The 25,263-nt window shown below is 71.2% G+C and carries 23 protein-coding genes; 9 read left to right on the forward strand and 14 right to left on the reverse strand.

What is annotated here, in order from left to right:
* Positions 1 to 70: 70 nt before the first annotated feature.
* Together AB0M82_RS38465 and AB0M82_RS38470 are read right to left on the reverse strand one after the other, a co-directional pair.
* Positions 71 to 1,942 carry an ABC transporter ATP-binding protein gene (locus tag AB0M82_RS38465; protein ID WP_364733095.1) on the reverse strand — a complete coding sequence of 624 codons (1,872 nt, stop codon included), beginning with the start codon at positions 1,940 to 1,942 and terminating at the stop codon, positions 71 to 73.
* A gap of 96 nt (positions 1,943 to 2,038) precedes the next feature.
* Entirely contained in the window at positions 2,039 to 2,485 is a 447-nt protein-coding gene (locus AB0M82_RS38470) for a MarR family transcriptional regulator (protein ID WP_364733098.1), read from the reverse strand.
* Positions 2,486 to 2,556: 71 nt separating this feature from the next.
* Here AB0M82_RS38470 and AB0M82_RS38475 point away from each other — a divergent pair, with 71 nt between their 5' ends.
* Positions 2,557 to 3,417, forward strand: a complete 861-nt coding sequence (locus tag AB0M82_RS38475; RefSeq protein ID WP_364733101.1) for an LLM class flavin-dependent oxidoreductase — start codon at positions 2,557 to 2,559, stop codon at positions 3,415 to 3,417.
* Positions 3,418 to 3,511: 94 nt separating this feature from the next.
* On the forward strand, positions 3,512 to 4,816 hold the full coding sequence (locus AB0M82_RS38480; RefSeq protein ID WP_364733158.1) for a glycosyltransferase 87 family protein: 1,305 nt from the start codon (positions 3,512 to 3,514) through the stop codon (positions 4,814 to 4,816).
* Here AB0M82_RS38480 and AB0M82_RS38485 read toward each other — a convergent pair.
* The 5 genes from AB0M82_RS38485 to dgt all read right to left on the reverse strand — a co-directional run bounded on the left by AB0M82_RS38485 (position 4,803) and on the right by dgt (position 12,367).
* On the reverse strand, positions 4,803 to 5,012 hold the full coding sequence (locus AB0M82_RS38485; protein WP_003071237.1) for a helix-turn-helix domain-containing protein: 210 nt from the start codon (positions 5,010 to 5,012) through the stop codon (positions 4,803 to 4,805). The two genes, AB0M82_RS38480 and AB0M82_RS38485, sit on opposite strands and share 14 nt — an antisense overlap.
* Positions 5,013 to 5,190: 178 nt before the next feature.
* Positions 5,191 to 6,819, reverse strand: coding sequence for an ABC-F family ATP-binding cassette domain-containing protein (locus AB0M82_RS38490; RefSeq protein ID WP_364733104.1), 1,629 nt, complete (start codon positions 6,817 to 6,819; stop codon positions 5,191 to 5,193).
* Positions 6,820 to 6,968: 149 nt separating this feature from the next.
* Entirely contained in the window at positions 6,969 to 7,619 is a 651-nt protein-coding gene (locus tag AB0M82_RS38495; protein WP_364733106.1) for an acVLRF1 family peptidyl-tRNA hydrolase, read from the reverse strand.
* Positions 7,620 to 7,697: 78 nt separating this feature from the next.
* Positions 7,698 to 10,565: a S8 family serine peptidase gene (locus AB0M82_RS38500; protein WP_364733109.1), complete on the reverse strand. Its 2,868-nt coding sequence runs from the start codon at positions 10,563 to 10,565 to the stop codon at positions 7,698 to 7,700.
* Positions 10,566 to 10,795: 230 nt separating this feature from the next.
* Complete coding sequence (dgt, locus tag AB0M82_RS38505; RefSeq protein WP_364733112.1) at positions 10,796 to 12,367, reverse strand: dGTP triphosphohydrolase; 1,572 nt, start codon at positions 12,365 to 12,367, stop codon at positions 10,796 to 10,798.
* 70 nt (positions 12,368 to 12,437) lie between these two features.
* Between dgt and AB0M82_RS38510 the strand changes: the two genes are divergently transcribed.
* Positions 12,438 to 12,803 carry a PASTA domain-containing protein gene (locus AB0M82_RS38510; RefSeq protein WP_364733115.1) on the forward strand — a complete coding sequence of 122 codons (366 nt, stop codon included), beginning with the start codon at positions 12,438 to 12,440 and terminating at the stop codon, positions 12,801 to 12,803.
* Here the strand turns inward: AB0M82_RS38510 and AB0M82_RS38515 are convergent.
* Positions 12,800 to 13,438: an SRPBCC family protein gene (locus AB0M82_RS38515; protein WP_364733118.1), complete on the reverse strand. Its 639-nt coding sequence runs from the start codon at positions 13,436 to 13,438 to the stop codon at positions 12,800 to 12,802. The genes AB0M82_RS38510 and AB0M82_RS38515 overlap by 4 nt on opposite strands.
* Positions 13,435 to 13,782: a metalloregulator ArsR/SmtB family transcription factor gene (locus tag AB0M82_RS38520; protein ID WP_364733120.1), complete on the reverse strand. Its 348-nt coding sequence runs from the start codon at positions 13,780 to 13,782 to the stop codon at positions 13,435 to 13,437. The genes AB0M82_RS38515 and AB0M82_RS38520 overlap by 4 nt, the downstream gene beginning before the upstream one ends.
* A gap of 128 nt (positions 13,783 to 13,910) precedes the next feature.
* Between AB0M82_RS38520 and AB0M82_RS38525 the strand changes: the two genes are divergently transcribed.
* A complete protein-coding gene (locus AB0M82_RS38525) occupies positions 13,911 to 15,581 on the forward strand; it encodes a GGDEF domain-containing protein (RefSeq protein ID WP_364733123.1) in 1,671 nt (556 codons plus the stop codon).
* Between the two features lie 244 nt (positions 15,582 to 15,825).
* On the opposite strand, the gene AB0M82_RS38530 is transcribed toward AB0M82_RS38525, so the two are convergent.
* Positions 15,826 to 16,452, reverse strand: coding sequence for a helix-turn-helix domain-containing protein (locus AB0M82_RS38530; RefSeq protein ID WP_364733126.1), 627 nt, complete (start codon positions 16,450 to 16,452; stop codon positions 15,826 to 15,828).
* Between the two features lie 33 nt (positions 16,453 to 16,485).
* On the opposite strand from AB0M82_RS38530, the gene AB0M82_RS38535 reads away from it, so the two are divergent.
* Positions 16,486 to 17,697 (forward strand): glycosyltransferase, encoded by a 1,212-nt coding sequence (locus AB0M82_RS38535; protein ID WP_364733129.1) that lies wholly within the window; start codon positions 16,486 to 16,488, stop codon positions 17,695 to 17,697.
* 16 nt (positions 17,698 to 17,713) lie between these two features.
* On the opposite strand, the gene AB0M82_RS38540 is transcribed toward AB0M82_RS38535, so the two are convergent.
* The 4 genes from AB0M82_RS38540 to AB0M82_RS38555 are packed head-to-tail and all read right to left on the reverse strand — an operon-like array spanning position 17,714 to position 21,344.
* Positions 17,714 to 18,874, reverse strand: coding sequence for a sulfotransferase (locus AB0M82_RS38540; protein WP_364733132.1), 1,161 nt, complete (start codon positions 18,872 to 18,874; stop codon positions 17,714 to 17,716).
* A gap of 18 nt (positions 18,875 to 18,892) precedes the next feature.
* Positions 18,893 to 19,681 (reverse strand): SDR family oxidoreductase, encoded by a 789-nt coding sequence (locus AB0M82_RS38545; protein WP_364733135.1) that lies wholly within the window; start codon positions 19,679 to 19,681, stop codon positions 18,893 to 18,895.
* A complete protein-coding gene (locus AB0M82_RS38550; RefSeq protein WP_364733138.1) occupies positions 19,678 to 20,868 on the reverse strand; it encodes a hypothetical protein in 1,191 nt (396 codons plus the stop codon). The genes AB0M82_RS38545 and AB0M82_RS38550 overlap by 4 nt, the downstream gene beginning before the upstream one ends.
* A complete protein-coding gene (locus AB0M82_RS38555; protein WP_364733141.1) occupies positions 20,865 to 21,344 on the reverse strand; it encodes a nuclear transport factor 2 family protein in 480 nt (159 codons plus the stop codon). Before AB0M82_RS38555 ends, AB0M82_RS38550 begins: the two co-directional genes overlap by 4 nt.
* 39 nt (positions 21,345 to 21,383) lie before the next feature.
* On the opposite strand from AB0M82_RS38555, the gene cysD reads away from it, so the two are divergent.
* The 4 genes from cysD to AB0M82_RS38575 all read left to right on the forward strand — a co-directional run.
* Positions 21,384 to 22,316 (forward strand): sulfate adenylyltransferase subunit CysD, encoded by a 933-nt coding sequence (cysD, locus tag AB0M82_RS38560; protein ID WP_364733143.1) that lies wholly within the window; start codon positions 21,384 to 21,386, stop codon positions 22,314 to 22,316.
* Positions 22,316 to 24,127: an adenylyl-sulfate kinase gene (cysC, locus tag AB0M82_RS38565; protein WP_364733146.1), complete on the forward strand. Its 1,812-nt coding sequence runs from the start codon at positions 22,316 to 22,318 to the stop codon at positions 24,125 to 24,127. Before cysD ends, cysC begins: the two co-directional genes overlap by 1 nt.
* A 32-nt stretch (positions 24,128 to 24,159) precedes the next feature.
* On the forward strand, positions 24,160 to 24,531 hold the full coding sequence (locus AB0M82_RS38570; RefSeq protein WP_364733149.1) for a VOC family protein: 372 nt from the start codon (positions 24,160 to 24,162) through the stop codon (positions 24,529 to 24,531).
* A gap of 374 nt (positions 24,532 to 24,905) precedes the next feature.
* On the forward strand, positions 24,906 to 25,263 hold a 358-nt coding region (locus tag AB0M82_RS38575), incomplete at its 3' end, for a hypothetical protein (protein ID WP_364733152.1).

A 25,263-nucleotide genomic window follows, 5' to 3' on the forward strand; every position in this document is an offset into this window, starting at 1 on the left:
AGCCGTAACTCGCGTGACTGGAGCCGTAACTCGCGAGTTACGGCCTCAATCACGCGAGTCACGTACCTGATCACGCCACGGCGGGTTCCTGGTCTGCGAACTGGGTGGCGTGGAGGACTGCGTAGCGGCCGTTCGCGGCCAGGAGTTCTTCGTGGGTTCCGCGCTCGACGATTTCGCCGTGTTCCACGACCAGGATCTGGTCGGCGGCGCGGACCGTCGAGAGCCGGTGCGCGATGACCAGGGCCGTGCGGCCGGCCAAGGCGTGCGTGAGGGCTTCGCCGACCGCGGCTTCGGACTCGGAGTCCAGGTGGGCGGTCGCCTCGTCGAGCACGACGACCTTCGGCTGCGCCAGCAGCAGCCGCGCGATGGTCAGCCGCTGACGCTCGCCGCCGGAGAGCCGGTAGCCGCGCTCCCCCACCGTCGTCTCGAGGCCGTCGGGCAGCGAACGAACGAGGTCGCCGAGCCGCGCGCGTTCCAGCGCTTCCCAGATCTCGTCGTCGGTGACGCCGGGACGCGCGTAGGCGAGGTTGGCGCGGATCGTCTCGTGGAAGAGGTGCCCGTCCTGCGTGACGACACCGACAGTTTCGCGCAACGAAGCGAAAGTCAGGTCCCGGACGTCCACGTCGGACAACCGAACCGCGCCGGCGTCGACGTCGTACAGCCGCGGCAGGAGCGACGCGATCGTCGACTTCCCCGCCCCCGAAGACCCGACCAGGGCGACCATCTGCCCCGGCTCGGCGCGGAACGAGATCCCGTGCAGCACCTCTTCGCCGCCGCGGTGGTCGAGCGTGACGACGTCTTCCAGCGAAGCCAGCGAGTACCGGTCCGCCGCCGGGTAGCCGAAGCGGACGTCCGAGAACTCGACCGACACTCCCGAAGAAGGCGGCAAAGTCCGCGCCGAAGGCTTCTCCTCGATCATCGGCTTCAGATCGAGGACCTCGAAGACGCGCTCGAACGACACCAGCGCCGTCATGACGTCGACGCGGACGTTGGCCAACGCCGTCAGCGGCGCGTAGAGCCGGGTCAGCAGCAGCGCCAGCGCGACGACGGTGCCCGGGGCGAGCTGCCCGGTCAGCGCGAGGTAGCCGCCGAGGCCGTAGACGAGCGCCTGCGCCAACGCCGAAACCAGCGTGAGACTCGTCATGAACCAGCGCGTCAGCATCGCGGTCCGCACACCGATGTCGCGCACGCGCCCGGCGCGCTCGCCGAAGTCGGCGACCTCCTGCACCGGACGGCCGAAGAGCTTCACCAGCGTGGCGCCTGGCGCGGAGAAGCGCTCGGTCATCTGCGTGGTCATCCCGGCGTTCAGGTTCGCGGCCTCGCGCTGCAGCCCGGCCATCCGGCGGCCGAGCCGGCGCGCGGGCAGCACGAAGATCGGCAGCAGCACCAGCGCGAGCAGCGTGACCTGCCAGGACAGCGTCAGCATGACGGCCAGCGACAACGCCAGCTGGATCACGTTGGTGACCAGCCCGGACAGCGTCGCGGTGAACGTCCGCTGCGCGCCGATGACGTCGTTGTTCAGCCGGGAGACCAGCGCACCGGTGCGGGTGCGGGTGAAGAAGGCGATCGGCATCCGCTGCACGTGCTCGAACACCGCGCGACGCAGGTCGTAGATGATGCCCTCGCCGATGCGCGCGGACTGCCACCGCTCGACCAGGCCGAGCCCGGCGTCGGCGACCGCCAGCCCGGCGATCACGACCGCGAGCCAGACGACCACCGGCAGGTCGTGGCCGCCGACGATCGCGTCGACCACCTTGCCCGCCAGCACGGGCGTGGTCACGGCGAGGACCGCCGAAACGACGGTCAGCACGAGGAAGGCCAGCAGGCGTTTCCAGTGTGGCCGGGCGAAGCGTGTGACGCGTTTCAGCGTGCCGCGGCTGAGCCCCTTGGGCACGTCGCCGGCGCGCATCGCCGAACTCCACAACCCCCACATGTTGTCCATGGGAACCCCCAGTCTCGAAACCTCTACTTTAACTGAGGTTTTTTGCGGATATGACCTGGACAACGCCACCGCTGTCCGTTTGCTTCCCGGGACCGTTCACCCGCCGCGAACAATCCGGCGCAGCGCGGCGCGCAGCCGTTCGGCGTCGTCGCCGGCCAGGGGCTCCAGCAGCAGCGCCTCGGCCCGCCGCGTCACCTCCGCGCCGGCCTCGCGGACCCGTTCACCTTCGGCGGTCAGCGTCACGAGGCGCTTCCGGCGGTCGCCCGGCGCGACCTCGCGCCGGACCAGGCCCTTGGCCTCCAGTTCGTCGACGAGCGCGACCATCGTCGTCCGGTCGACACCCAGGCGCGCCGCGCCGTCCTGCTGCGACTGCGCCGGGCCCTCGCCGAAGAGCGTGAGCAGCGCGAGCTGCCGCCCGGTGACGCCGAGCGGCTCGTACAGCGGCTCGGCCAGCTCGGCGAGCCGCAGCTGGGCGTGCTTGAGCAGGTAGCCGAGCCGGCGGGTGACGGCGGGCGGTGGCCCGGTTTCCAGATCACTGGACATGCGAGGACTCTACACTTACGCTGATCGTCAGTTGTACTGATGATTTGTGGAACTGATAGTCAGGAGCTCCCGTGACCACCATCGGCCTCAAACCGCCCCAGCAGCACATCGGCATCCCCGCGCTCCGCGAAATCTGGGCGATCGCCGACGACGCCGGCTTCGACGGCTGCTGGGTGTTCGACCACCTCGCCCCGATGGGCCCGGACCGCACCGGCGACGTCTTCGACGGCTGGAGCCTGCTCGCCGCGATGGCCGAGGCGACGCGGCGGGTGCGGATCGGCTGCCTGGTCTCCGGCAACACCAACCGGCACCCGGGCACCTTCGCGAAGATCGCCGCCACGGTCGACCACCTCTCCGGCGGCCGGCTCGACGTCGGCCTCGGCGCGGGCGGCGACGTGCTGACCGACGCGATGATGGGCACGCCGACGCCGTCGGCGGTCGAACGCGTCGAACGGCTGGCCGAAACCTGCGAAATCCTCAGTCTGCTGTGGACGCGGGCGACCACCGAGTTCCACGGCCGCCACTACACGCTGACCGGCGCGATCAGCGACCCGAAGCCGGTGCAGCGGCCGAAACCGCCCCTGTGGCTGGGCAGCAGCGGCGAAAAGCGCGGCCTGCGCGTCGTCGCCGAGCACGCCGACGTCTGGCTCAACGCGGCGCTGCCCGGGACGGAAATCGCCGAACTGCAACGGCTTTCGTCCGTGCTCGACGCCCACTGCGCGGCGGCCGGCCGCGACCCGGCGACGCTGCGCCGCGCGGCGCAGTTCCGGCTGCCGTCCGATGCGGACAGTGCGCTGCGCCTGGCGGAGGACTATGCCGGCGCCGGCTTCACCGAGCTCGTCCTCATGCCGGCGGGACCCGACGACGGAGCCGTCGTCCAAGCGGCCGAGGCCGCCGCGAAACTGCTCCCGCGCCTGCGAGACCTCGGCTGAACCGGGCGGGCGACGACGATTCCGGCGCCCTCGGTAGCCTGGCGAGGTGGGAACGGAGGTGGGCCGGGCGCCCGCATGGCGGCGCGCGGCACGGCTGTTCACGGCACCCGCGCACGCCCCCGGGAGCGCGGCCCTGCGGTGGGACCTCGGCTTCTACTTCGTCTGCCTGGCTTTCGCGCTGCCGACCGCGCTCAAGTCCGAGTTCTACGGCTACCGCGTCTGGGGCAATTTCGCGACGGTCGCGTACGGCTTCGGCGTGCTGCACAGCGCATACCTGCTACTGGCCGCGCGCGACGGACGTGCGCCCCGCGGCGTACTCGGCTCACGGTGGTGCGGGATCGCCGCGGTCGCCCTGTTGGCAATGATCCTTCCGTTGACACTGCTGGTGATTCGCCGGCTGACCGGAGTGGACTGGCTGATCACGCCGGTCTCGTGGGCCGCGCAGCCCGAGGTCTGGGTGATCGAGCGGTCCGCGGATCTGCTGCTGCACCACGGAACCCCGTACGTCGACGTCACCGCGCTCGGCCGGCCGCCCGAGGTGAACGACTACACCCCGTACGGCCCGGTGATGGCGGTCTTCGGCGTACCGCGGGCGTTGTTCGGCGGCACGCCGCTGACCGACGCGCTCACCGACGCCCGCTGGATGTTCGCCCTGGCCGCCTGCGCGTGCGTCCTGGGCACGCTGAAGCTGCTGAAATGGCCCCAGGTGCCGGTCGGCGCCGCGCAGCTCGCGGTGGCCTGCCCGCTCACCGCGCTCACCTGGGCCGTCGCCGGCCCCGACCTCGCGATCGTCGGCCTGCTGGTGCTCGCGTGCGCGCTCGCCGCCACCGGGCGCGTCGCCTGGTCGGGCGTGGTGCTGGCGCTGGTCGTCAGCGCGAAGCTCATCGTCGCGCCCGCGGCCGCGGTCCTGGCGGTGTTCGTGCTGGTACGCCGCGGAAAGGGAGTGGACTGGACCGCGCTGACCCGGTTCGGGGCGGCGCTGGTGGCGACGACGGCCGCGCTGCACCTGCCCGTGTACCTGGTGGATCCGGCGGCGTTCGTCGAGCACGTCTTCCGGTTCCCCCTCGGAATGGGCGCGGTGCGGTCGCCCGCGGCCAGCCCGCTGCCGGGCCACCTGATCGCCGCGACCGGCGCGGTCGGCCAGGTGGTGGCGTTCGCGCTGGTCGGCGCGGCGGCCGTGGCCATGCTGCTCTGGCTGGTGCGCCGGCCCCCCGCGAACGGCTCCGGTGCACTGCTGCGCATCGCCGTCGGACTCGGCGCCTTGATCCTGCTCACCCCGGCCACACGATACGGCTACCTGGTGTACCCGCTGGTGCTGCTCGGGGCCCACCTGACGTTCCGCGTGGCCGAAGATCCCGCTGCGCCCCCCGCGCAGCAGTCCGCGACTACTTCTTCTTGACCCTGGTGGCCCCGCCGCGCCCCCGCAGCTGAACCCCGGACTCCGACAGAACCCGGTGAACGAACCCGTAGGACCGCCCCGTCGACTCCGCGAGCGCCCGGATGCTCGAGCCCTTCTCGTATTTCTTCTTCAGGTCAGCGGCCAGCTTGTCGCGCGTGTTGCCGGTGATCCGCGCGCCTTTCTTGAGATCAGCCACGTCGATCGCCTTCCCGCCGAGAGTGTTCTGGGCCACATATCAGCCCCTGCCGGGGCAATGATCGAACACTGAGCGCCGGAATGCCAGACGACAGACGCGAAACAGCCGAAATTGCGATCACATTGGGCCATTCCAGTGCTCTACGGGGAGTGATCTTGCACCCGAATGGACGCACGCCTCACGCAAGCTGGACAAGTTCCAGATAGTCCGGGGACCAATGATCCTCGGTGCCGTCGGGCAGCAGGATGACCCGCTCGGGCTCCAGCGCCTCGACCGCGCCGGGGTCGTGCGTCACCAGGACGACGGCGCCGGCGAAGCTGCGCAAGGCGTCCAGGACCTGGGCCCGGCTGGCCGGGTCGAGGTTGTTGGTCGGCTCGTCGAGCAGCAACACATTGGCAGCGCTGGAGACCAAGCCCGCCAGCGCGAGCCGGGTCTTCTCGCCGCCGGAAAGCGTGCCGGCCGGCTGGTCGAGTTGTTCCCCGGTGAACAGGAACGAGCCGAGCAGGTTCCGCAACTCCTGCGCGCCGGTGTCCGGAGCGAGGTGTCGGATGTTTTCCCACACCGACGCATCATGATCAAGAGTTTCGTGTTCCTGTGCGTAATAGCCCAAACGCATTCCGTGACCCGGAACGACCGAGCCGGTGTCCGGGGTTTCCATTCCGCCGAGCAGCCGCAGCAATGTCGTCTTTCCCGCGCCGTTCAGCCCGAGCACGACGACCTTCGACCCGCGGTCGATCGCGAGATCGACGCCGGTGAAAATTTCCAGCGAGCCGTAGGACTTGGAGAGCCCCTCGGCGGTGAGCGGAGTCCGGCCGCAGGGCGCGGGCTCGGGGAACTTGATCCGGGCCACCTTGTCGGCGTGCCGGGTGTCCTCGAGCGCGGACAGCATCTGCTCGGCGCGGCGCGCCATGTTCTTGGCCGCCACGGCCTTCGTCGCCTTCGCCCCGAGCTTCGCGGCCTGCTGCTGCAGCGCGGACGCCTTCTTCTCGGCGTTGGCGCGCTCGCGGCGGCGGCGCTTCTCGTCGGTGGCGCGCGCGTCGAGGTACCGCTGCCAGCCCATGTTGTACAGGTCGAGCTCGCCGCGGGTGGCGTCGAGGAACCAGACCTTGTTGACCACGTCGGCCAGCAGCTCGACGTCGTGGCTGATCACGACCAGGCCGCCGTCGTGCTGCTTGAGGAACCCGCGCAGCCAGTTGATCGAGTCGGCGTCGAGGTGGTTGGTCGGCTCGTCGAGCAGCAGGATCGTCTCGGACTTGCCGCCGGCGCCCGCCTCGGCCGCGGCGAACAGGATCCGCGCCAGCTCGACGCGGCGGCGCTGACCGCCGGAAAGCGTCTGCAGGGTCTGCGCGAGGATCCGGTCGGCGAGGCCGAGGTTGGAGCAGATCCGCGCGGCTTCGCTCTCCGCCGCGTACCCGCCGAGCGACGCGAAGCGCTCTTCGAGCCGGGCGTAGCGGTTGATGGCCTTGTCGCGCGCGGCGTCGTCGACGAGCTCGGCCATCGAGACCTGCGCCTTTTCCATGTCGCGCATCAGCTTGTCGAGCCCGCGCGCGGACAGCACGCGGTCCTTCGCGGTGACCGAGAGATCGCCTTCACGCGGGTCCTGCGGCAGGTAGCCGAGCTCGCCGGTGCGGCGGACTTCGCCCGCGTGCGGCTCGCCCTCGCCGGCGAGGACCTTCAGCGAGGTGGTCTTGCCCGCGCCGTTGCGGCCGACGAGGCCGATGCGGTCGCCGGACTGGATGCGGATGCTGGCGCCGTCGAGCAGGATGCGCGAACCCGCGCGCAGCTCAAGGCCGGTGGCCGTGATCAAGGAAAACTCCCGTGGACGGGGGTGAACGGAGGACAGCGTCAATCGGCCTGGCCGGTCGGTTTGACCGGCGGCGGCGTCACTCCAGCTGGATATCCACGAAGACAAGTGTACGGGCCGGTGTCGAGTGATTTTCCCCGACGTGGGCGGACTCACCCGTCGCGCACCGTGACCTGCACCGACAGCGCGCGCACGGCGGCTTCGCCGAGGACGGCGCGACTCGGTTCGCCGACCTCCAGCACCCGCGGTTCCGCCCGGGCGAACAGCGGGGCCAGCCGTCGGTCCTCGCGCAGCTCGTCGAGGGCCCGCCGGTCGCCGCCGAGGACCACCGCGTCCACTTCGGACAACCGGGGCACGAGCACCTCGAAGACGTCCTGCGCCGCCGCCCGCAGCGCGTGGCGCGCCTGCCCCGCGCGACGCCGGGCGAAGCGCTGCTGCGACCAGCCGCCCGCCGCGGACCGGCCGTGGACGAGGTGCCGGCCGGTGCGGGACAGCTCGACCCGGCCGTCCCGGGCGACGCCGACGCTGTGCCCACCGAGCCGCACCAGCACGAGCGCGATCCGCCGGGGGATCAGGGCGTGCGCGACGAGCGCGTCGACCGAACCCGCTTCGAGGGGTCCGAAAGGGACGGTGGCGGTCGCGGTGGCGCCGTCGGCCGCGGTCACCCGGACCTCGGCGGCCGTGGCTTCGGTGGCGGCGGCACCGCCGTGACTCGCGGAGAACCGCTCGAACCAGCCGGCCAGCCGCTCCGGCGGGATCTCGACCGCGCGACCGCCGCCTGCCACCTGCCGCGCCTTCGCCATGGGGAAACGGTACGGGGCCGCCGCGTCGCCGCGACGGCCCCGTACTCACCAGATAGTTACTCCGGACTCACCAGATGGTTACATCGGGTGCACCGGACCGTTGTTGGTCGCACCCCGCACGTTCGCCGGCCGGTCGGCCGCCGCGGGCTGGACGAACCCGTTGATGTGCAGGGCGACCGCGCGGATCGAGCCGGCGTCGCCGCCGGCCGCGTCGACCACCGAGAACGTCCACGTGCCGTCGACGGCCGCCCCGGTCAGGCCGCCCAGGGCGTTCGTCGGCCGCCACGTTCCGGTGAACGGCGCGTTGGCCGAGGTCACCGTGCTGAACGCGGCCGCGGCGGTGTCGGCGAAGACGACCTTGCACAGGTTCTTGCCGGAGCCGCCGTTGCGCTGGAACACCGTCGCCTTCGCTCCGGACGGCGCGGTCAGCGTGCCGACCAGGTCACCGACGTAGGAGTGGTTGAGCCCCACCGCCGTCGACGTCGCGTCGGTGCTGCAGGTGGTGCCGTCCACGGAGAACGCCAGCTTGGCCGCGCGGCCGACCCCGGCGACCGGGATGGTCACCGATGCCCCGACCGGGCTGTTGTCCGGGACCGCCACCGGCGCGCCGGTGTAGGCGAAGTCCTGCGTCACCGGCGACGGGGTGCCGACCGGCAGCGAGAACGTCGACGTCGTCGGCGAATTCGCGCCGGCGAAGGTGACGCGGGCGTTCAGCACCACCGGCACGCCGAGCTGCTGGCTCGCCGGGACGGTGATGGTGAAGTCGTTCACGCCGGTCTGACCCGGGCTGATGGTGCCGTAGCTCTTGGCCCTCGGCGCCACGGTCACGCCGGGAGTCGGGCTGGTGAGCACGACGCTGGTGGACACGGCGGTGCCGTCACCGTCGTTGGTCACCGGCAGGCTCACCTTGGCGGTGTCGCCCGGGTCGAGCGACGAGCCGCCGTCGGCCGGGGTGACCGTCGGCTGCTTGGCCACCACGAGGGGCTGCGGGCTGGCGCCGGTGTAGGCCAGCACCTTGTCCGCGAGGATGACGCCGGCCCCGGTGAAGTTGTCGCGGCCCGGCCGTTCGATGTCGACGGCGGTGTTGATCAGCGCCTCGCGCACGTCCGCCGGCGGCAGGCCGGGGTTGCCGGACAGCACGAGCGCGGCGATCGCGGCCGCGTGCGGAGCCGCGGCCGAGGTGCCGAAGAACGGGTTGAACCCGGTCACGCTGGTCGTGACGCCGTCGGCGGCGGTGATCTCCGGCTTGTTCCGGACCTCGCCGCCGGTCGAGGACACGTTGCCCGGGGTGATGGGCGTGCCGTCGGCTTCGTAGAACACGCGGCGCGGGCCGTCGGAGGTGAACCGCTCGGCCTTGGTGGCACCGCTGAACGCACCCGGGTACGGGCCGGCCGGGTTGGCCGGGTCACCCGGCTCGAGCGCCCGGCCGAACGCCTTGGCCGCCGGGGCCGCCGCGACGCTGAAGGCGTCCCGCGCGGCCGAGTGGCCGACCGTCACACCCGGGGTGTTGTAGGCCTTGAGGCCGTCCGCCGAGTCGGAGAACCGGCCGCGCAGCGCGGACAGCGACAGGTAGCGGTTCTGGCCGGAGAACTTCACGACGGCCAGCCGCAGCCCGGTGCCGCCCTGTGTCGTGATCCGCTCGTACGGGTCCTGGGTGCCGTCCTGGACGTTCTGGCTGAAGCTGACCACGGCGCCGGCGGCGTTGAGCACGTAGAGGTCGTAGTCGTTCGACGACGCGCCGAGCGGGTCCGACCAGTGCAGGGTCACCGGGATGCCGGACGAGGACGCGGCCGAGAGCGGCTCGTAGATCTGGCTGCCCGCCGCGCCGGCGAAGTTGTGCGCGGTGCCGGCGAACTTGCCGACCGACTTGCCGGAGTCGACGAAGTCGCCTTCCCAGTGCCCGGCGGTGCCGCTGGCGACGTTGCCCTCGTTGCCCGCCGACGAGAAGTACAGTGCGCCGTCCGCGGTCACGTCGTTCACGGCCTGGGCGATGATCCAGTCCTGGAACGGGGATTCCTTGAAGTAGATCACGTCGTCGACGATGACGTCGCAGTGCGACTCGAACCGGAGCTTGCGGATGTTGTCCGCGAAGCCGGCGTCCGAGTTGAACGCCGACGCGAAGCCGAGCGCGGCGTTGGGCGCGAGGTCGTGGATGATCTCGAGCATCGCGGTGCCCTCGTCGCCGTCACCCTCCTGGCCGGGGATGACGTCGACGGACGGCGGGAGCTCGCCCTTGGCCTGCGAGGCCGCCAGGGAGTCCACGCCGTCGGACAGCGCGCACGCCTTGACGCCGACGCCGGTGACGCCGAACTGCTGGCGGGCGAGGTCGGCGTTGTGGGCGCGGTCGCCTTCGCTGGTCAGCGTCGCGGCCGCGGCGGCGCTGCGCTGTGTTTTGGCCGAGACGGCTTTCTGCAGCTCGCCCGCGATGCGGTCGGCCTTCTGCTGCTTGGTTTCGGTCTTGCCCGGCGTCGTCGCGGGCGTGGCCAGTTCGCGAGCAGTCATGGCCTGGTCGGCCTGCTCGACGCGCTTGACGTCACCGCGGGCGGCGATCTCGCCGACCTTGTCCAGGGCGACTTCGGCCCGGACGCTGGCGTAGCGGTCGGACACCGCGCGGATGCCCGCCCCGGCCTTGGTGAGCCCGGCGATGAGGTCCGGCGAGACCTTGCTCGCGCGGATGTCGACCAGGACGGTCCCGGCCGCGGAAACGGTGGCCCCAGACTGCAGTGCGTTCAGCTGCTTCGCGGCTACCTTCTGGGCGACGAGCAGCTGGCTGTCCAATTTGGACTCGGCGGCGGTGCGGCCCGCCTTGATCGCCTGCAGGGCGGCGATCTGCTGTTGCGCGACTTCGGTGAAGGCGTCCGGTGTGGACGCGGTGGCGGCCCCCGCGACGGGCGGGGACACGAGGCCGAGCGCGGCGAGCAGTGCCGCGGCTCCGGCGGTGAGCACGGTGGATCTCGATCTCGTGGAACGGGTTCGACGCACGGGCGCCCTCCGAATCTCCAGGCGCGTGCCCCGACTCACGCTGACCGACTGTCGGTGATCACCGACAGGATCCAGCTAAGTCCCGGGTGTTCTCCGTAAACATCAGCCGTTCGAGTGACAAAGGGTGGATAATTTCCCGAACCGGCCGCAGGTCGTAGGCCGTTCAGCGCAACGGGGTGCCGATTACCGGACAGTCACAGGACAAACGAGTCCGACCACGGCTGCGCGGCCCGCCCCGACAGGGCGTCCAGCAGGGTCATGGTCTGCTTGTCCGTCAACGAGGCCACGAAGTCGACCACCGCCCGGCCGCGGGCGAGCCCGCGGACCGCGTCCGTCCCGGTCACCGGTTCCCCGGTCGCGCCGACGAGCAGCTCCGGCGCCGACCGCGCCAGCTCGGTGTACTCGGCGCGGGCCAGCTCGACGAGGTCGTGCAGCCGGCGCGGCAGGCGGGACACCTCGTCGCGGTCGAGCAGCCACGCGTCGAGCGCGTCGACCAGGCTCGACACCACGCCGGCCTGCCCGCGCTGGTGCAGCGCGAGGTCGGGGCGCAGCAGCACGAACCGGCGGTGCACGAACTTGAGCACCTGGACCTCGTGCCACTGGGCGGGCCGCAGCGACACGTGGCCGCTGCGGGTGGACGGCGAGGCGACCACGTACACGCCGTCGACCAGCCGCGCGGTCCAGGTGGCGGAGAACGCCGCCGTCGCCTGCTCCGCCTCGATCGAGCCGTCGAACTCCCCGGCGAGCAGGCCGTCGACCAGCTCCGCGCGCACCCGCGAGACGGCGGCGGCGAACGCGTCGTCGTCGACGATCCACGCGTCCTTGGCGTGCATGCGACGGCGGAGGCGTTCCAGCGACCGGCCCGGCCGGCGCAGGCCCGCGTGCAGGGTTTCGTCGTCCAGCGCGGCGAGTTCGCCCGCGTGCTCGAGCCACTGCCCCAGCTCCGCCGCGACCGGCGCGTGCTGGAGCACGCCGATGCGATGGAAGTCCTGGAGGTCGTGGATGGCGTAGGCGATGTCGTCGGCGGTGTCCATCACGGACGCTTCGACGGTCTGCTGCCAGCCTTCGACGCGGCCCGCGAACGCCGAGCGGGCCTGCTCGAAGTCGTCGAGTTCGGTGGCGTAGGCGGAGAACTTGGCCGCGCCGGTGCCGGGCACCTCGCCGGGCTCGGCGGCGCCGCGCGGCGGCACGGCCATCCCTGACGGGTGCGGCGCGGGGTGGTGCAGCCGCAGCCACGGGTACTTGAGCACGGCCGCGCGCACCGCGGCGGTGAGGTCGAGCCCGATCGCCGACGGCCCGCGCACGTCGGTCGTGGTGATGATGCGGAACGACTGCGCGTTGCCCTCGAAGCCGTCGGCGAGGCCGAAGCGGTGCCGGGCGATGCGGTCCAGCGTCTGCTCTCCGAGGTGCCCGAACGGCGGGTGCCCGAGGTCGTGGGCGAGCGCGGCGGCCTCGGCGACGTCGGGGTCGCAGCCGCCCAGCTTGGCGGCGATGTCGGCGTCGTTCCCGGAGGCGGTCCGCTCGGCGATGGCGCGGGCGACCTGCGCGACCTTCAGGCTGTGGGTGAGCCGGTTGTGCAGCAGCCCGGCGCCGCCGGCGCTGACCACCTGCGTCACCCCGCCGAGCCGGGCGAAGAACGGCGACGCGGCGATCCGGTCGCGGTCGATCCGGAAGGGGCTGGTCGCCAGGTCGGTGAACCCGCCGACGTTCGCCACGGGGTCACGCCGTTCCGCCCGCGGGTCGGTCTGCTCGCTGCCCTGATCCATGGGCCGACCATATCCGGCTTCACCCGATCGGTGGGTAGGCGCGTGGGTACCCTCGGGTATGTCCCGAGCGATGGTCACGACGCTGGCAGCACTCGCTTTCACCCTGGTCGCCTGCGGCACCCCGCCGGGTGACTCCGGCACGACGACGTCGACTTCGACACTTACTTCGACGTCGGTCTCGACCTCGAAGTCGACCTCGGAGCCCGCCAAGCGGATCAAGGTCCCGGACGTCTCCGGCATGAACCACCAGGACGCCCAGAACGCGATGCAGAAAGCCGGGCTCTACAACCTGCGCGAGGTCGACGGCACCGGCCAGGGCCGGATGCTGCTCGTCGACCGCAACTGGGTCCAGACCGGACAGGACCCGGCGGCCGGAACCGAGGTCCCGGCCGACGCGGTGATCACCCTGACGGCCGTCAAGTACAGCGACCGTTAGGCCTCCGGCTGGGCGGTGTAGGCCTCGAGGCAGCGGTCCGCCTGCGCGCGGGCCACCGCTTCGTCCTCACCGCTCGCGACGTGCGCCTCGTACCAGGCTTCGCCCGCCTTCGTCACGAATTCGACGCCCTCCGGGGACGCCATCCAGGCCATCGCCTCGGCCGGGTCGACGACCGTCTCCGGGCCGGCGGCCAGGTGGCGGACCAGCGCGGTCAGCGCCATGTCCCAGCCGATGCCGACCGCGCCGGGGCCGAACCGGTCCCAGTGGTCGTCGACGTGCGCGACGTGCTCCAGCTCGAACCGCGTGCCGTCGCCTTCCGGCGTCAGGCGGACCTCGATCCAGCTGACGCCGCCGTTCATCTCCCACGTCGCGGCGAAGCTCTTCGGCGGGTCGCAGCGCTCGACCGTGCCGCCGGCGTTGCCCTCCAGCTGGTACTTCCCGCCGACCTTCAGCTCGCCGGACACCGGCAGGAACCAGCGCGGGATCCGATCGGCGTTGGTGCACGCGTCCCACATGTCGTCGACGTCGGTGTCGTAGACCTGGCTGACGGTCATGACGCGCGCCTCCCCCGCCTCGAGCACGCGCTTGCCGACCTGACGGCGGACGGCGCTGATCTGGTGGCTGACGTCGATCACGGGGATTCTCCTTCGGTGCGGCGCCGCGCGCGTTTGCCGCGGGCGATTTCGGTGGCCAGTGCGTCCAGCGGCGGCGTCCAGTACCGGCGGAACCGGTCGAGCCAGACGTCGACGTCCCGCAACGGGTCGTGCCCGACCGCGTACAGCCGGCGCGTCCCGTCCTGGCGGACGACCGCGAAACCGTTTTCGCGCAGGACTTTCAGGTGCTGGGACACCGCGGGCTGCGAGATGCCGAACTCGGCCCGGATCACCTCGGTCACCGCGCCGGCGGCCTGTTCGCCGTCGGCCAGCAGCTCGAGGATGCGGCGGCGGACCGGGTCGCCGAGAACGTCGAACGCGTGCACCAGGCCAAGCTACAAGTGTTCGCTTATATAAGTCAACGCTGAAACAGAGTTACGCCGATGTGAGTAACGGCGGTGAACATCAGCTGACATCGGTTTCGTTCGGTCCCGTGACCCGCGACGATCGGGTCGTGAAGTCGCCACGCGCGGTCCGCTTCGCCTTCCAGCCGCTGTACAGCCTCCACACCGGAGGCGTCGTGGCGCACGAAGCGCTGGCCAGGCCGGGCCACGGAACCGTCCCCGAGCTGCTCACACGGGCGCGCCGCGAAGGCAGGCTCGCCGAGGCCGACCTCGGCCTCGCGATCGCCGCCGTCCGGCAGGACGCGGAAAGCCCGGGCACCCTGCCGCTGCACCTGAACCTCTCCGCCCGCACCCTCGCCGCGCCGCAGGCGATGTTCGACGACCTCCTGGCCGAGCTCGGCGACGCCGGGCGCCGCACCCGCGACGTCGTCCTCGAGATCGGCCCGCCGTTCGCGCCGCTGCCCGCCGGCCGCGCGCTCGCCGGGATGCGGGCGCTCACCGAACTCGGGTTCCGGCTCGCGCTCGACGGCCTCGGCCGCGGCGACCTGCCGCTGAGCCTGCTCGTCGAGGCGCCGATCGACCTGGTCAAGCTCGACCGGACCGTGCTGCGCGGGCTGCCGGACGACCAGGCCGCGGTCGCCGTCGTCGAAGCGCTGCTGCACTACACCAACCGCACCGGGACGCGGCTGGTCGCGACCGGGCTGGAGACCGACGCCCAGCTCGACGCCGTCCGCGGCCTCGGCGTCCGGATCGCCCAGGGCAACCTCCTGGAACCGCCGACCGCCGCCGGCCCCGCTCCGGCGCTGCTCACGCGGCCCCACGTCGCTCGCGCGCCGGGTCCCGCGCCCTGCGTCGGCGACTTCCTGCGCCCGGCCACGACACTGCCGGAAACCGCGACGTGCGACGAAGTCCGCGAAGTGCTCGCGGCGGCCGACGCGCCCTCGGGCGTCGTCGGGGTGGACGAGCTGAACCGGCCGCGCTGGTCGGTCGACCGGACCCGGTTCCTGGTCGCCGTCACCGGCCCGTACGGCCACGCGCTGCACGCGAAGCGCCCGGCGGCCCGGCTCGCCGACACCCCGCACACGATCGAGGCCCGCGCCGGCGCCATGGAGTTTCTCGAACTGGTCACCGACGCCGACTGGGGCCGCACCGGCGACGACGTCGTCGTGGTCGACGAGGCGGGCCGCTGCCTCGGCGTGGTGCTGGTGACCGAGGTGGTGCGCGGGGTGGCCGAGGCGAAGGTCGAGGCCGCGGCGGCGCTGAACCCGCTCACGCGGCTGCCGGGCAGCGACACCGTCGCCCGCGACGTCGCCCGCCGGATCACCATCGGCGAGCCGTTCGTCGCCGCGTGGCTGGACATCGACGCGTTCAAGACGGTCAACGACACGGCAGGCTTCGCCGCGGGCGACAACCTGATCCGCGAGCTGGGCGGGGCGCTGACTTCGCTGGCCGCCGACCTGCGCCGGATGCGGGTGAGTCACGTCGGCGGCGACGACTTCCTGGTGGTCTGCGACGTCGACGAGATCGCGACGGTGGCGGGCGCCCTGCTGGACCGCCACTGGTCGGCCGACGACCTGCCGGTGACGGTGTCCTTGGCGACGCTGGTGTGCGCGAGCGGCGCGATCCGGTCGTACCAGGAGGTTTCCCGGCTGCTCGCGCCGTTGAAGAAGCGCGCGAAGGCGGTGCCCGGGTCGAGCTGGGTGCTCGGCCGCCCGGGCTCGGACCACGTCGAGGTGCTGCGCGGCATCGGCACCCGAGGCCTGCAGGCCGCCGCCGGCTAGCGCCCTGCCGCGGCTTGTCGTGAGTGAGTTGTTCGAACCCTGTTTCTCACTCACGACCCGCCATCGCGCCCGCTACCAGTCGAGCGTGAGCTGGGCCCCGATCGCCACCGCGCGCAGCCGGCGCCCAAACGCCCCAATGTGGCGTTCGGTGCGTCCAACGCACCCAACGTGGCGTTCGGTGCGTCCAACGCACCCAACGCCACATTGGGGCGCATGAGCCGGGCGTCGCCGCCACTCGCGCCCGCTACCAGTCGAGGGTGAGCTGGGCCCCGATCGCCGCGGTGGCCCAGGCCGTGTACTCCTCGTGCCGCCAGCCGCACACGCCCGTCAGGTGGTCGTACGCCTCGTGGGAGGTGAGCAGCCCGATCGCGTCGGCCAGGCGGCCGAGGTCGCCGCCCGAGGGGGCCAGGCCGGCCGCCGCCAGGCGAGCCGCGATCTCCTCGCGGCGGGCCACCGCCAGCTCCGCGCGGACCGCCGCCACCGTCGGGTCGGCCATCGCCGCGGTCGTGAACGCGCGCCAGATCGGCAGTGATCCGCGCACGCCGTCGGCGACGCGCTCGACCAGCGCCGGCAGGTCGGCCGGTCCGGCCTCGCCCACCAGCGCGTCCAGGTCGACGGCGTCCGGGTTGCCCGCGAAGCCGTCCCGGAACGCGGCGAGCAGGAGGTCGGCCTTGCGCCCCGTCTGCGTCACGGTCTCCAGGCTCACCCCGGCCGCGGCCGCGATCTGCCGCACGCTCGTGCCCGCGTAGCCGCGCTCGGCGAACAGCCGTCCCGCCGTCGCCACCACGTGCGCCCGGGTGCGCCGGGCGCGGGCCTCGCGCACCGGGGACTCGTAGCGGCGCCGCGCGCCCTCGGAATCCGGTATGTTCATCAGTACAGTGTATCGGTCAATTCAGGAGGCACCATGACCCGGGTACTCGTCTGCGTGCAGCCCGCGCGCGGCCACGTCGGGCCGACGAAGCCGATCGTCGCGGCCCTCCGAGCCGCCGGGCACGAGGTCGCCGTCGTCACCGGGGCGCGCTACCGGCGGGCGTTCGAGGAACTGGGCGCCGAGGTGCGCGTGCTGCCGCCGGAAGCCGACTTCGACGAGACCGACCTGGACGGCTCGATCCCGGGCCGCGCCGGCCTGCGCGGGCTCAAGCTCGCCCGCTTCGAGCTGGCCAACTTCGTCCGCGTGCTGCCCGCCCAGCTGAGCGTCATGGACCACGATGCCGACGTCGTCCTCTGCGACCCGCTCTTCATGGCCGGCTTGGCGCTGGTGCGCCGCGCCGATCGGCCGCGCTTGCTGACACTCGGGTTCCTGCCGTTCATGCCACCGGTGCCGACCGGCCCACCACCGCGGGGGCCGGCCGACCACCTTCGCGGCGCGGTCCTCAAAACGCTCGCCCCCTGGGTACTCGGGCCGGCGCAACAGCGAGCCCGCGAACTGCTGGGCGGGGACCCCGGCATGCTGTTCACGGACTGGCCACTGCACAGCGACGGCGTGCTGCAGATGACCTGCTCGGGCTTCGAGTACCCCCGCACCGAAGCCCCCTTGCACTTCATCGGGCCGACGACGGTCAGCGGGGCGGGCGAGCACCCGCTGCCGCCGTGGTGGGACGACCTCGACGGCTCCCGGCCGGTCATCCACGTGACCCAGGGAACGGTGGCGAACGACGACCTCGGCCGGCTCGTCGAACCCGCGATCGCCGCGCTGGCCGGCGAAGACGTGCTGGTCGTCGCGACGACGTGCGGCGGCAGGCTGCGGCCCGGCCCGCTGCCGCCGAACGTCCGGGTGGCCGAGTTCCTGCCCTACGACGAGCTGCTCCCCCGCTGTGCCGCCATGGTCACCAACGGCGGGTACGGCGGCGTCAACCACGCCCTCCGCTACGGAGTGCCCCTGGTCGTGGTCGGGGCCAGCGAGGACAAGCGCGAGGTGGCCGCCCGCGTCACCTGGTCCGGCGCCGGGATCGGGCGCGCCCGCGGCTCGGCCGCGCCACGGACGCTGCGGCGGGACGTCCGCGCCGTCCTGGCCGAGCCGCGCTACCGGGACCGGGCGCGGGAGCTGGCGGCCGAGATGGCCGCCGGGCCGTCGATGGCCGAGGTGGTGCAGCTGATCACCGCCGGTCGCGAGTGAGAAACCGGCTTTCCGCTCACGAGCCGTGGGCCGACAGGTAGCCCGCGAACCGCTCGTCGACTTCCTCGGACGTCAGGCCGAAGTCCTCCAGGCGGTAGCGGTGCGCCGGCTTCCGCTCCCCCGTCCGGCTGGCCTCGTGCACCGACGTCATCGTCGCGCGCGCTTCGGGTGTCAACGTCAGTCCGAAGTGGTCGTACACAGTGGACACCGTGCCGATCGGGTCGGCGACGAAGTCCTCGTACCGGACGTCGCAGAACTGCGCCGGGTCGTACCGCGCGCGGGCCCAGCGGAACTCGTCGGCGCCGCGGGCCCACAGGTCGAGCTGGCCGCGGCCGATCACCTCGCCGCGGAACTTCGGAGACCAGCCGTCCGCGGCTTTCTCGGCCAGGCTGCACATCGACGCCATGATCGTGCTCGGCGCGCGGTGCGTCTGGATCACCAGCGCGTCCGGGTACGCCGCCATGAGCGCGTCCAAGGCGAAGAGGTGGCTCGGGTTCTTGAGCACCCACCGCTTGTCCGCGTCCGGCAGCCCGATCAGCTGGAGGTTGCGCCGGTGCCGGGCGTACGCGTCCGTCCAGTCCTGTTTGGCCAGCCAGCGTGAATAGCGCGGCACGTGCGCGAGGCACTCGAAGGACACCGACCGCATGGACTGGCGCAGGAGCTGCCAGCACTCCTCCACCTGGTCGGCGGACATGTGGTGCACGCCCATGAACTCCGGGTGCTCGACGTGGTGGCGTTCGTAGCCGGCCTGGATGCCCTGGAACACGGGGTTCTCCGCCCACGTCTCGCGCGGCGGCCGCGGCTGCGGGACCTCGGCGAGCCACACTTCCAGCCCCTGGTGCGCCGGGTCCTCGGTGAGCAGCCGGTGCAGCGCGGTCGTGCCGGTGCGGGGCAGGCCGGTCACGAAGATCGGCCGCGCCACGGGAACGTCGGCGGACGACGGGTGCTGCTTCCACCCCGCTTCGCTGAGCAGCCGCGCCACGAGCGCGCCGCGCAGGAACGCCCGGTGCACCTTGTTGCCGAACGGCGTGAGCGCCGCGTCGGACGCGTACGACTCCAGCAGCACGCTCAGCCCTTCGACGTACTCGCCGTCGCCGAAGTCGTCGAGCCCGGTGAGCTTCGACGCCGAGGCGTGCAGGTCCTCGACGGTGCCGACGTTTTCCCGGCCGGGGAGCATCGGTCCTCCTCGTGATGGCTAGTGGTGGTACTCGCCGCCGTTGACGTCGAGGCACTGCCCGGTGATCGCGCGCGCCATCGACGAGGCGAGGAACACCACGGCGTCGGCGATCTCGTCGGGCTCCGGCAGCTTGCGCAGGTCTATTGTGGACGCCGTTTCGGCGTAGACGTCCTCGGGCGTGATGCCGCGTTCCTTGGCCAGGTAGGCGAAGTACCACTGGAGGTTCGGCCCCCAGATGTAGCCGGGCGCCACGGTGTTGACCCGCACGCCGTCCGGCCCGAGTTCGCTGGCGAGGCTCTGCGCCAGCGACAGCAGCGCCGACTTCGCCAGCTTGTAGGCGCCGAACGTGCGCCGCGAATGCCGCAGGACCGCGGAGTTGATCATCACCAGCGACCCCTTGCTCTCCTTGAGCGCGGGCAGGAACAGCCGGGTCAGCCGGAGCACCGAGATCGCCGCGGTCTCGAACCCCGCGCGGACGGCGTCGAGGTCCGCAGTGGCCAGATCGGTCAGCGGCGGGACGGCGAAGGCGTTGTGCACCACCGTGTCCACCCGTCCGAACGCCTCGAGCGCCTCGTTCACCAGGTTCGCGGCGGAATCCGCGTCGTCGATGTCGGTCCGGATGGCGACGGCCCGGCGGCCGAGGTCGGTGACCTCCTTGGCGACTTCGGTGAGCCGCGACTCCGTGCGCGCGGCGAGCACCAGGTCCGCCCCGGCCAGCGCGCTGCGCACGGCGATCGACCGGCCGAGGCCCGGGCCGATGCCGGAAACCACGACCACCTTGCCCTGCAACAAGTTTTCCACGCTCACCCCAGCATCCGGGCGGCGACGGCGTCCTGCCGGGCCGCGATCCTCGCCGCCCACTCGGCCGGCGTCACGCGGGCTTCCTCGTGGTAGGGCAGCCGGTCGGGCAGTTCGTCCACCTTGACCACCTCGACGACCGGGCCGTCGTCCGGACCGAGGTCGCGGGACAGCCGCTGCCAGCGGATCTGCACGTACCCGCGGTCGTGTCCGGTGCGCTCCAGCCAGTTCGCCACGCCGGGGTCGCGCTCGCTGAGCACGAACCGGATCTTCCCGTCCGGGTCGACGCGCGCCTGGTCGGCCGTGAGGCTCGTCTGGTGGTTGATGTAGTCGAGCGAGACGTACCAGAGGCTGCCGAGCTGGATGCCCTGGTACGGCGCGTCCGCGCAGCGCGGCACGGTGACGATCATCGCCTCTTCGTCGCCCAGCTCGTAGTGCCCGGCCGAGGAGAACTGCGTGGTCAGCCCGCCCGGCGTCGAGCGCGGCTCGGTCATCGTGTTCACCGGCAGGTCGTAGTAGAACCACTTCGGGAAGGCCAGGAACGTGTTGAGCCTGCTCAGCAGGATCTTCCCGGTGACGCCGTAGCGTTTGGCCAGCGCCGTCCGGTCCGGCACCGGCGGCGCCTGCCCCGCCGTGTCGACGCACTGGATGCGGATCTCGCCGCGCCGCTCGGTCGCCCAGTCGCTGTAGACCTCGCGGACCACGAGCATCGACGAGCCCTCGCCCAGGGTGAAGTAATTCGGCCCTGGGTTCTCCTTCGCCGGACCGAACCGCAGCTCGAAGCGGCCGTCCTCGCCGATTTCGATGGCGCGGTCGTCGAATGCGGCGAGGCTGTCGGGCACGACCACCGGTGAATAGTCGCCGTTGAGGATCTGGAAGCTCAGGTCGGCGGTGGTCCCCCGGACGCCGGTGACCAGGTATTCGCGGTCGTCGCGGATGTTCGCGTTGAAGTACAGCGTGTCCGGGTTGTCCAGGCCCATCTTCGTGTACGGGCCGGTGGACGCGGTGAAGTACGGGAAGTCGCGCTGGTAGGCCCAGGCCATCTGCAGCGACGCCCGGATGCTCCCGGCGAGGTAGTCGTAGCCCTCCAGGAGGTCCTGCTCGGTCTTCACGTGCGGCGCCCCGGCGAGCAGCTTCTCGGCCTCGACGATGGCGTCGGCGAACGGCCTAGTCAACGAGAACTCGTTCTCGATCATGCCGGGACGGCCCAGCGGTTGGCGATCAGTTTGAAGCCCGGCACGCTTTCGAACGACATCATCGACTCGTAGGTCCGGACGTACCCGATGTGCGAAATCCGCCAGACGCCGTCGCTCTCGCGGCGATAGGTGTCTTCGTAGAACGCCGCGCCTTCGATGATCATCTTGTGCTCGGGAACGATCACCCTGTCGGTGAACGACCACCGCCCGGTCGCGGTGTCGCCGTCGACGTCGATCTCGGGCTGAGCCGCGTGATGCACGGTGATGATGCCGTTGCCGAGGCTCTGGGTGAGGAATTCGACGATGGCGTCGCGGCCTTCGAACTGCTTCCCCTCACTCCCGACCGCCCGGGTCCCGTAGTCGGCCGTGGCGTCGACGGTGAACGTGTCGGCCACCTCGTCCCACAGTTTCAGGTCCACCCCGCGCAGGTACCGGTACTTCAGCCGCTTGATCTCTTCGAGTACGACCAGGTCCATGTGCACAGGGTCCCGCACCCCTTGACCAAAGACAAGAACATGTTCTACTTTTTTCCAGTGTCCGTGACCTCGTACGAGCTATCGCACCTGGCCGCGCTCGAAGCGGAGGCCGTGCACGTCTTCCGCGAGGTCGCGGCGACCTTCGAGCGCCCCGTCCTGTTGTTCTCCGGCGGCAAGGACTCGGTGGTGATGCTGCACGCTGCCGCGAAGGCGTTCTGGCCGGCGCCCCTGCCGTTCCCCGTGCTGCACGTCGACACCGGCCACAACTTCGACGAGGTGCTGCGGTTCCGCGACGAGACGGTCGCCGCGTCGAACCTCCGCCTGCTGGTCGCGAGCGTGCAGGACGACATCGACGCCGGCCGCGTCGTCGAGGAGACCGGGCCGGGGACCAGCCGCAACCGGCTGCAGACGGCCACTCTGCTGCGCGCGATCCGTGAGGGCGGCTTCGACGCCGTGTTCGGCGGTGCCCGCCGTGACGAGGAAAAGGCCCGCGCGAAGGAGCGCGTGTTCAGCTTTCGCGACGAGCACGGCCAGTGGGACCCGCGGGCGCAGCGCCCGGAGCTGTGGAACCTCTACAACGGGCGGCACCGGCGCGGCGAGCACATCCGCGTGTTCCCGCTGTCGAACTGGACCGAGCTGGACATCTGGCAGTACATCCGGGACGAGCGGATCGCGCTGCCGCCGCTGTACTACGCGCACCGGCGTCCGGTGATCCAGCGCGACGGAATGCTGCTGGCGGCCACGCGATTCCTGTCGCTTGCGGACGGCGAAACGCCGTACGAGGCGACCGTGCGCTTCCGGACCGTCGGCGACGCCACCTGCACCGGCTGCGTCGAGTCGTCGGCGGCGACACCGTCCGAAGTGGTCGCCGAGGTGGCCGCCACCCGCGTCACCGAACGCGGCGCGACGCGTGCCGACGACCGGATTTCCGAGGCAGGCATGGAAGACCGCAAGCGAGAGGGCTACTTCTGATGCAGCTGCTGAGGATCGCCACGGCGGGAAGCGTGGACGACGGGAAGTCCACGCTGATCGGCCGGCTGCTGTTCGACTCGAAGGCGATCTTCACCGACCAGCTCGCCGCCGTCGAACGGGCCAGCCGCGAGCGCGGTGAGGACTACCCGGACCTCGCGCTGCTCACCGACGGGCTGCGAGCCGAGCGCGAGCAGGGCATCACCATCGATGTCGCCCACCGCTACTTCGCCACGCCCAGGCGGAAGTTCATCATCGCGGACACCCCGGGGCACCTGCAGTACACGCGGAACATGGTGACCGGCGCGTCCACCGCCGACCTGGCGCTGATCCTCGTCGACGCGCGCAAGGGCGTCCTCGAACAGTCGCGGCGGCACGCGTTCCTCGCGTCGCTGCTCGGGATCGGGCACCTCGTGGTGTGCGTGAACAAAATGGACCTGGTCGGGTGGTCCCAGGAGCGGTTCGAGGAGATCCGCGAGGACTTCCGGCGGTTCGCGATGAAACTCGACGTCGCCGACCTGACGTTCGTGCCGATTTCGGCGCTGCACGGCGACAACGTCGTCCACCGCAGCGCGAGCATGCCGTGGTACGAAGGGACTTCGCTGCTGCACCAGCTGGAGGAGGTGCACGTCGCCTCCGACCGCAACCTGATCGACGCGCGGTTCCCGGTGCAGTACGTGATCCGCCGGTCCGACTTCCGCGGCTACGCGGGCACCATTGCCGGCGGCGTGTTCAAGCCGGGTGACGAGGTCGTCGCGCTGCCGTCGGGCTTCACGTCGAAGGTGCGCGCGGTCTGGGGTCCGGGCGGGAAGCCCCTGGAAGAGGCGTTCACCGGGCAGGCGGTGGCCGTGGAGCTGGCCGACGACCTCGACCTCGGCCGCGGGGCCATGCTGTGCCGCCCCGGCAACCGCGCGGAGTCGGCCCGCGAGGTCGACGCCCTGGTCTGCTGGTTCTCCGAGCGCGCGGCGCTGACGCCGGGCGCGACCTACGCGGTGCGCCACACGACCACCGAGACGCGGGGCACGGTGGAGCGGCTGGAGTACCGCCTCGACGTCACCACCCTGCACCGCGACGAGACGGCGGAGGCGCTGCGGCTCAACGACATCGGCCGGATCCGGCTGCGCACGCGGGCGCCGCTGCTGTTCGACCCGTACCGCCGCAACCGGGCCACCGGCGGCTTCCTGCTGGTCGACGAGCACACGGGTGACACGGTCGCGGCGGGCATGATCACCGGCGCGCCGGTGTCCCCGGTCGTCTGGCACACCGCGGCGGTGCGGCGCGAGGACCGCCCGACCCGCGGCGCGACGGTGTGGCTCACCGGGCTCTCGGCGTCGGGCAAGTCGTCGGTGGCGGTGGAGCTGGAACGCCGCCTGGTCGCGGCGGGCCGCCCGGCGTACCTGCTCGACGGCGACAACCTGCGCCACGGGCTCAACGCGGGTCTCGGGTTCAGCCCGGAGGACCGGGCGGAGAACGTCCGGCGGGTGGCGGAGGTGGCGCGCCTGTTCGCGGACGCGGGCGTGGTGGCGATCGCGTCGCTGATCAGCCCGTACGAAGCCGACCGCGCCCGGGCCCGTGCGGTGCACGACGGGCTGCCGTTCGTGGAGGTCTTCGTCGACACGCCCCTGGAAGTCTGCGAAGCCCGCGACCCGAAGGGCATGTACGCGAAGGCGCGTGCCGGGGAGATCACCGGCTTCACGGGCATCGACGCACCCTACGAGCGCCCTTCGTCGCCGGATCTGGTGCTGCGCCCGGGCGACGGCGACCCGGCGGCGATGGCGGCGGCGATCCAGGCCCTCCTCGACGACCTCGGCTGAAATCTGTTGTTCGCTCCCCTAGGCTGGGCCGCATGACGTCGGTCAGGCAGGTTCAGGTCACCTTCGACTGCGCGGAACCCGAGCGCGTCGCCCGGTTCTGGTGCGAAGTGCTGGGGTACGAGCTGCGAAGCGAGGGATTCGCCTGCGTTGATCCCACGGGGGTGGGCCCACGGCTGTACTTCCAGCGCCTTCCCGAGGGCAAGGTCGTCAAGAACCGGGTGCACCTCGACGTCCGGGTCGGCACCGGGCTCGTCGGCGAAGAGCGGCTCGCCGCTCTCGAGGCCGAGTGCGCGCGACTGGAGGCGCTCGGCGCGAAACGCCTGTGGCTCCAAGAGGCGGACGAGGACAACGAGTCGTGCCTGACGATGCAGGACGTCGAGGGCAACGAGTTCTGCCTCGACTGAGCGCGGTCTCATTCCACCGGGACGTAGTCACCACCTTTCCGGGCGGCGGCGAGATCGGCGTGCGTGGACGCGCTGGTCATGAAGCGGCACGATCACGGTGGCCTCGCGTAGAACGAGGCAAGCACTCGGTACATGACATCTCAGTCCTGCGCCCCGTCACCTTTAACTCCACGTCCGGAGCTCGTTTCGCAGCTACAGACTCGCTCGCCCTCAAGAGGAATACCGACCACTCAGGAATAGAGAGAAACAGGATTTCACAGCTTAAATACCGTCATTCTGTCAACTCTTCTCGATCGATACCAACAAATTTCGAGACCGAGACAACTCTTCTCCACAGCAGCATACATCATACTGCCCTCATCTTCATTGCTATTGTGGCCGCAACTGGCGTCTATTTTGGCCTATCTACAACTGACAGTGGTTCGGACGCATCTGAAACAGAGGACACTTCGTTCGCCTTTGGAATGTCTAGCCAACAGATACCGAATGGCCATGTCGGCAATTTGACGCCTGAACAGGAAGACAAGTTGCGTAAGTTCTGGCAAGCCATTGCCAACGTGTGCGGATGGTCTGAAGATGGCAGCACCTCCATGAGGGACGTTGCCAAGGAATCCGCCGCCGCTGCTGCAGCTGCTGATGCTGATGCTGGAAAGTGGCGATTTGGTCTGTTTCGGAAGACAGAGAACCCTGGTGCGGACACTTTTGGCAGCGGCAACGAGGATGACAAGTTTG

The sequence above is a fragment of the Amycolatopsis sp. NPDC051128 genome (genome assembly GCF_040682715.1).
GTDB lineage: Bacteria > Actinomycetota > Actinomycetes > Mycobacteriales > Pseudonocardiaceae > Amycolatopsis.

Coding starts and splice junctions, on each gene's coding strand:
- AB0M82_RS38465 (WP_364733095.1), bottom strand. CDS start 1,942: ATGGACAACATGTGGGGGTTGTGGAGTTCGGCGATGCGCGCCGGCGAC.
- AB0M82_RS38550 (WP_364733138.1), bottom strand. CDS start 20,868: ATGATCGAGAACGAGTTCTCGTTGACTAGGCCGTTCGCCGACGCCATC.
- AB0M82_RS38510 (WP_364733115.1), top strand. CDS start 12,438: ATGGTCACGACGCTGGCAGCACTCGCTTTCACCCTGGTCGCCTGCGGC.
- cysC (WP_364733146.1), top strand. CDS start 22,316: ATGCAGCTGCTGAGGATCGCCACGGCGGGAAGCGTGGACGACGGGAAG.
- AB0M82_RS38570 (WP_364733149.1), top strand. CDS start 24,160: ATGACGTCGGTCAGGCAGGTTCAGGTCACCTTCGACTGCGCGGAACCC.
- AB0M82_RS38540 (WP_364733132.1), bottom strand. CDS start 18,874: ATGCTCCCCGGCCGGGAAAACGTCGGCACCGTCGAGGACCTGCACGCC.
- dgt (WP_364733112.1), bottom strand. CDS start 12,367: ATGGATCAGGGCAGCGAGCAGACCGACCCGCGGGCGGAACGGCGTGAC.
- AB0M82_RS38555 (WP_364733141.1), bottom strand. CDS start 21,344: ATGGACCTGGTCGTACTCGAAGAGATCAAGCGGCTGAAGTACCGGTAC.
- AB0M82_RS38495 (WP_364733106.1), bottom strand. CDS start 7,619: ATGGCGAAGGCGCGGCAGGTGGCAGGCGGCGGTCGCGCGGTCGAGATC.
- AB0M82_RS38530 (WP_364733126.1), bottom strand. CDS start 16,452: ATGAACATACCGGATTCCGAGGGCGCGCGGCGCCGCTACGAGTCCCCG.
- AB0M82_RS38535 (WP_364733129.1), top strand. CDS start 16,486: ATGACCCGGGTACTCGTCTGCGTGCAGCCCGCGCGCGGCCACGTCGGG.
- cysD (WP_364733143.1), top strand. CDS start 21,384: ATGTTCTACTTTTTTCCAGTGTCCGTGACCTCGTACGAGCTATCGCAC.
- AB0M82_RS38470 (WP_364733098.1), bottom strand. CDS start 2,485: ATGTCCAGTGATCTGGAAACCGGGCCACCGCCCGCCGTCACCCGCCGG.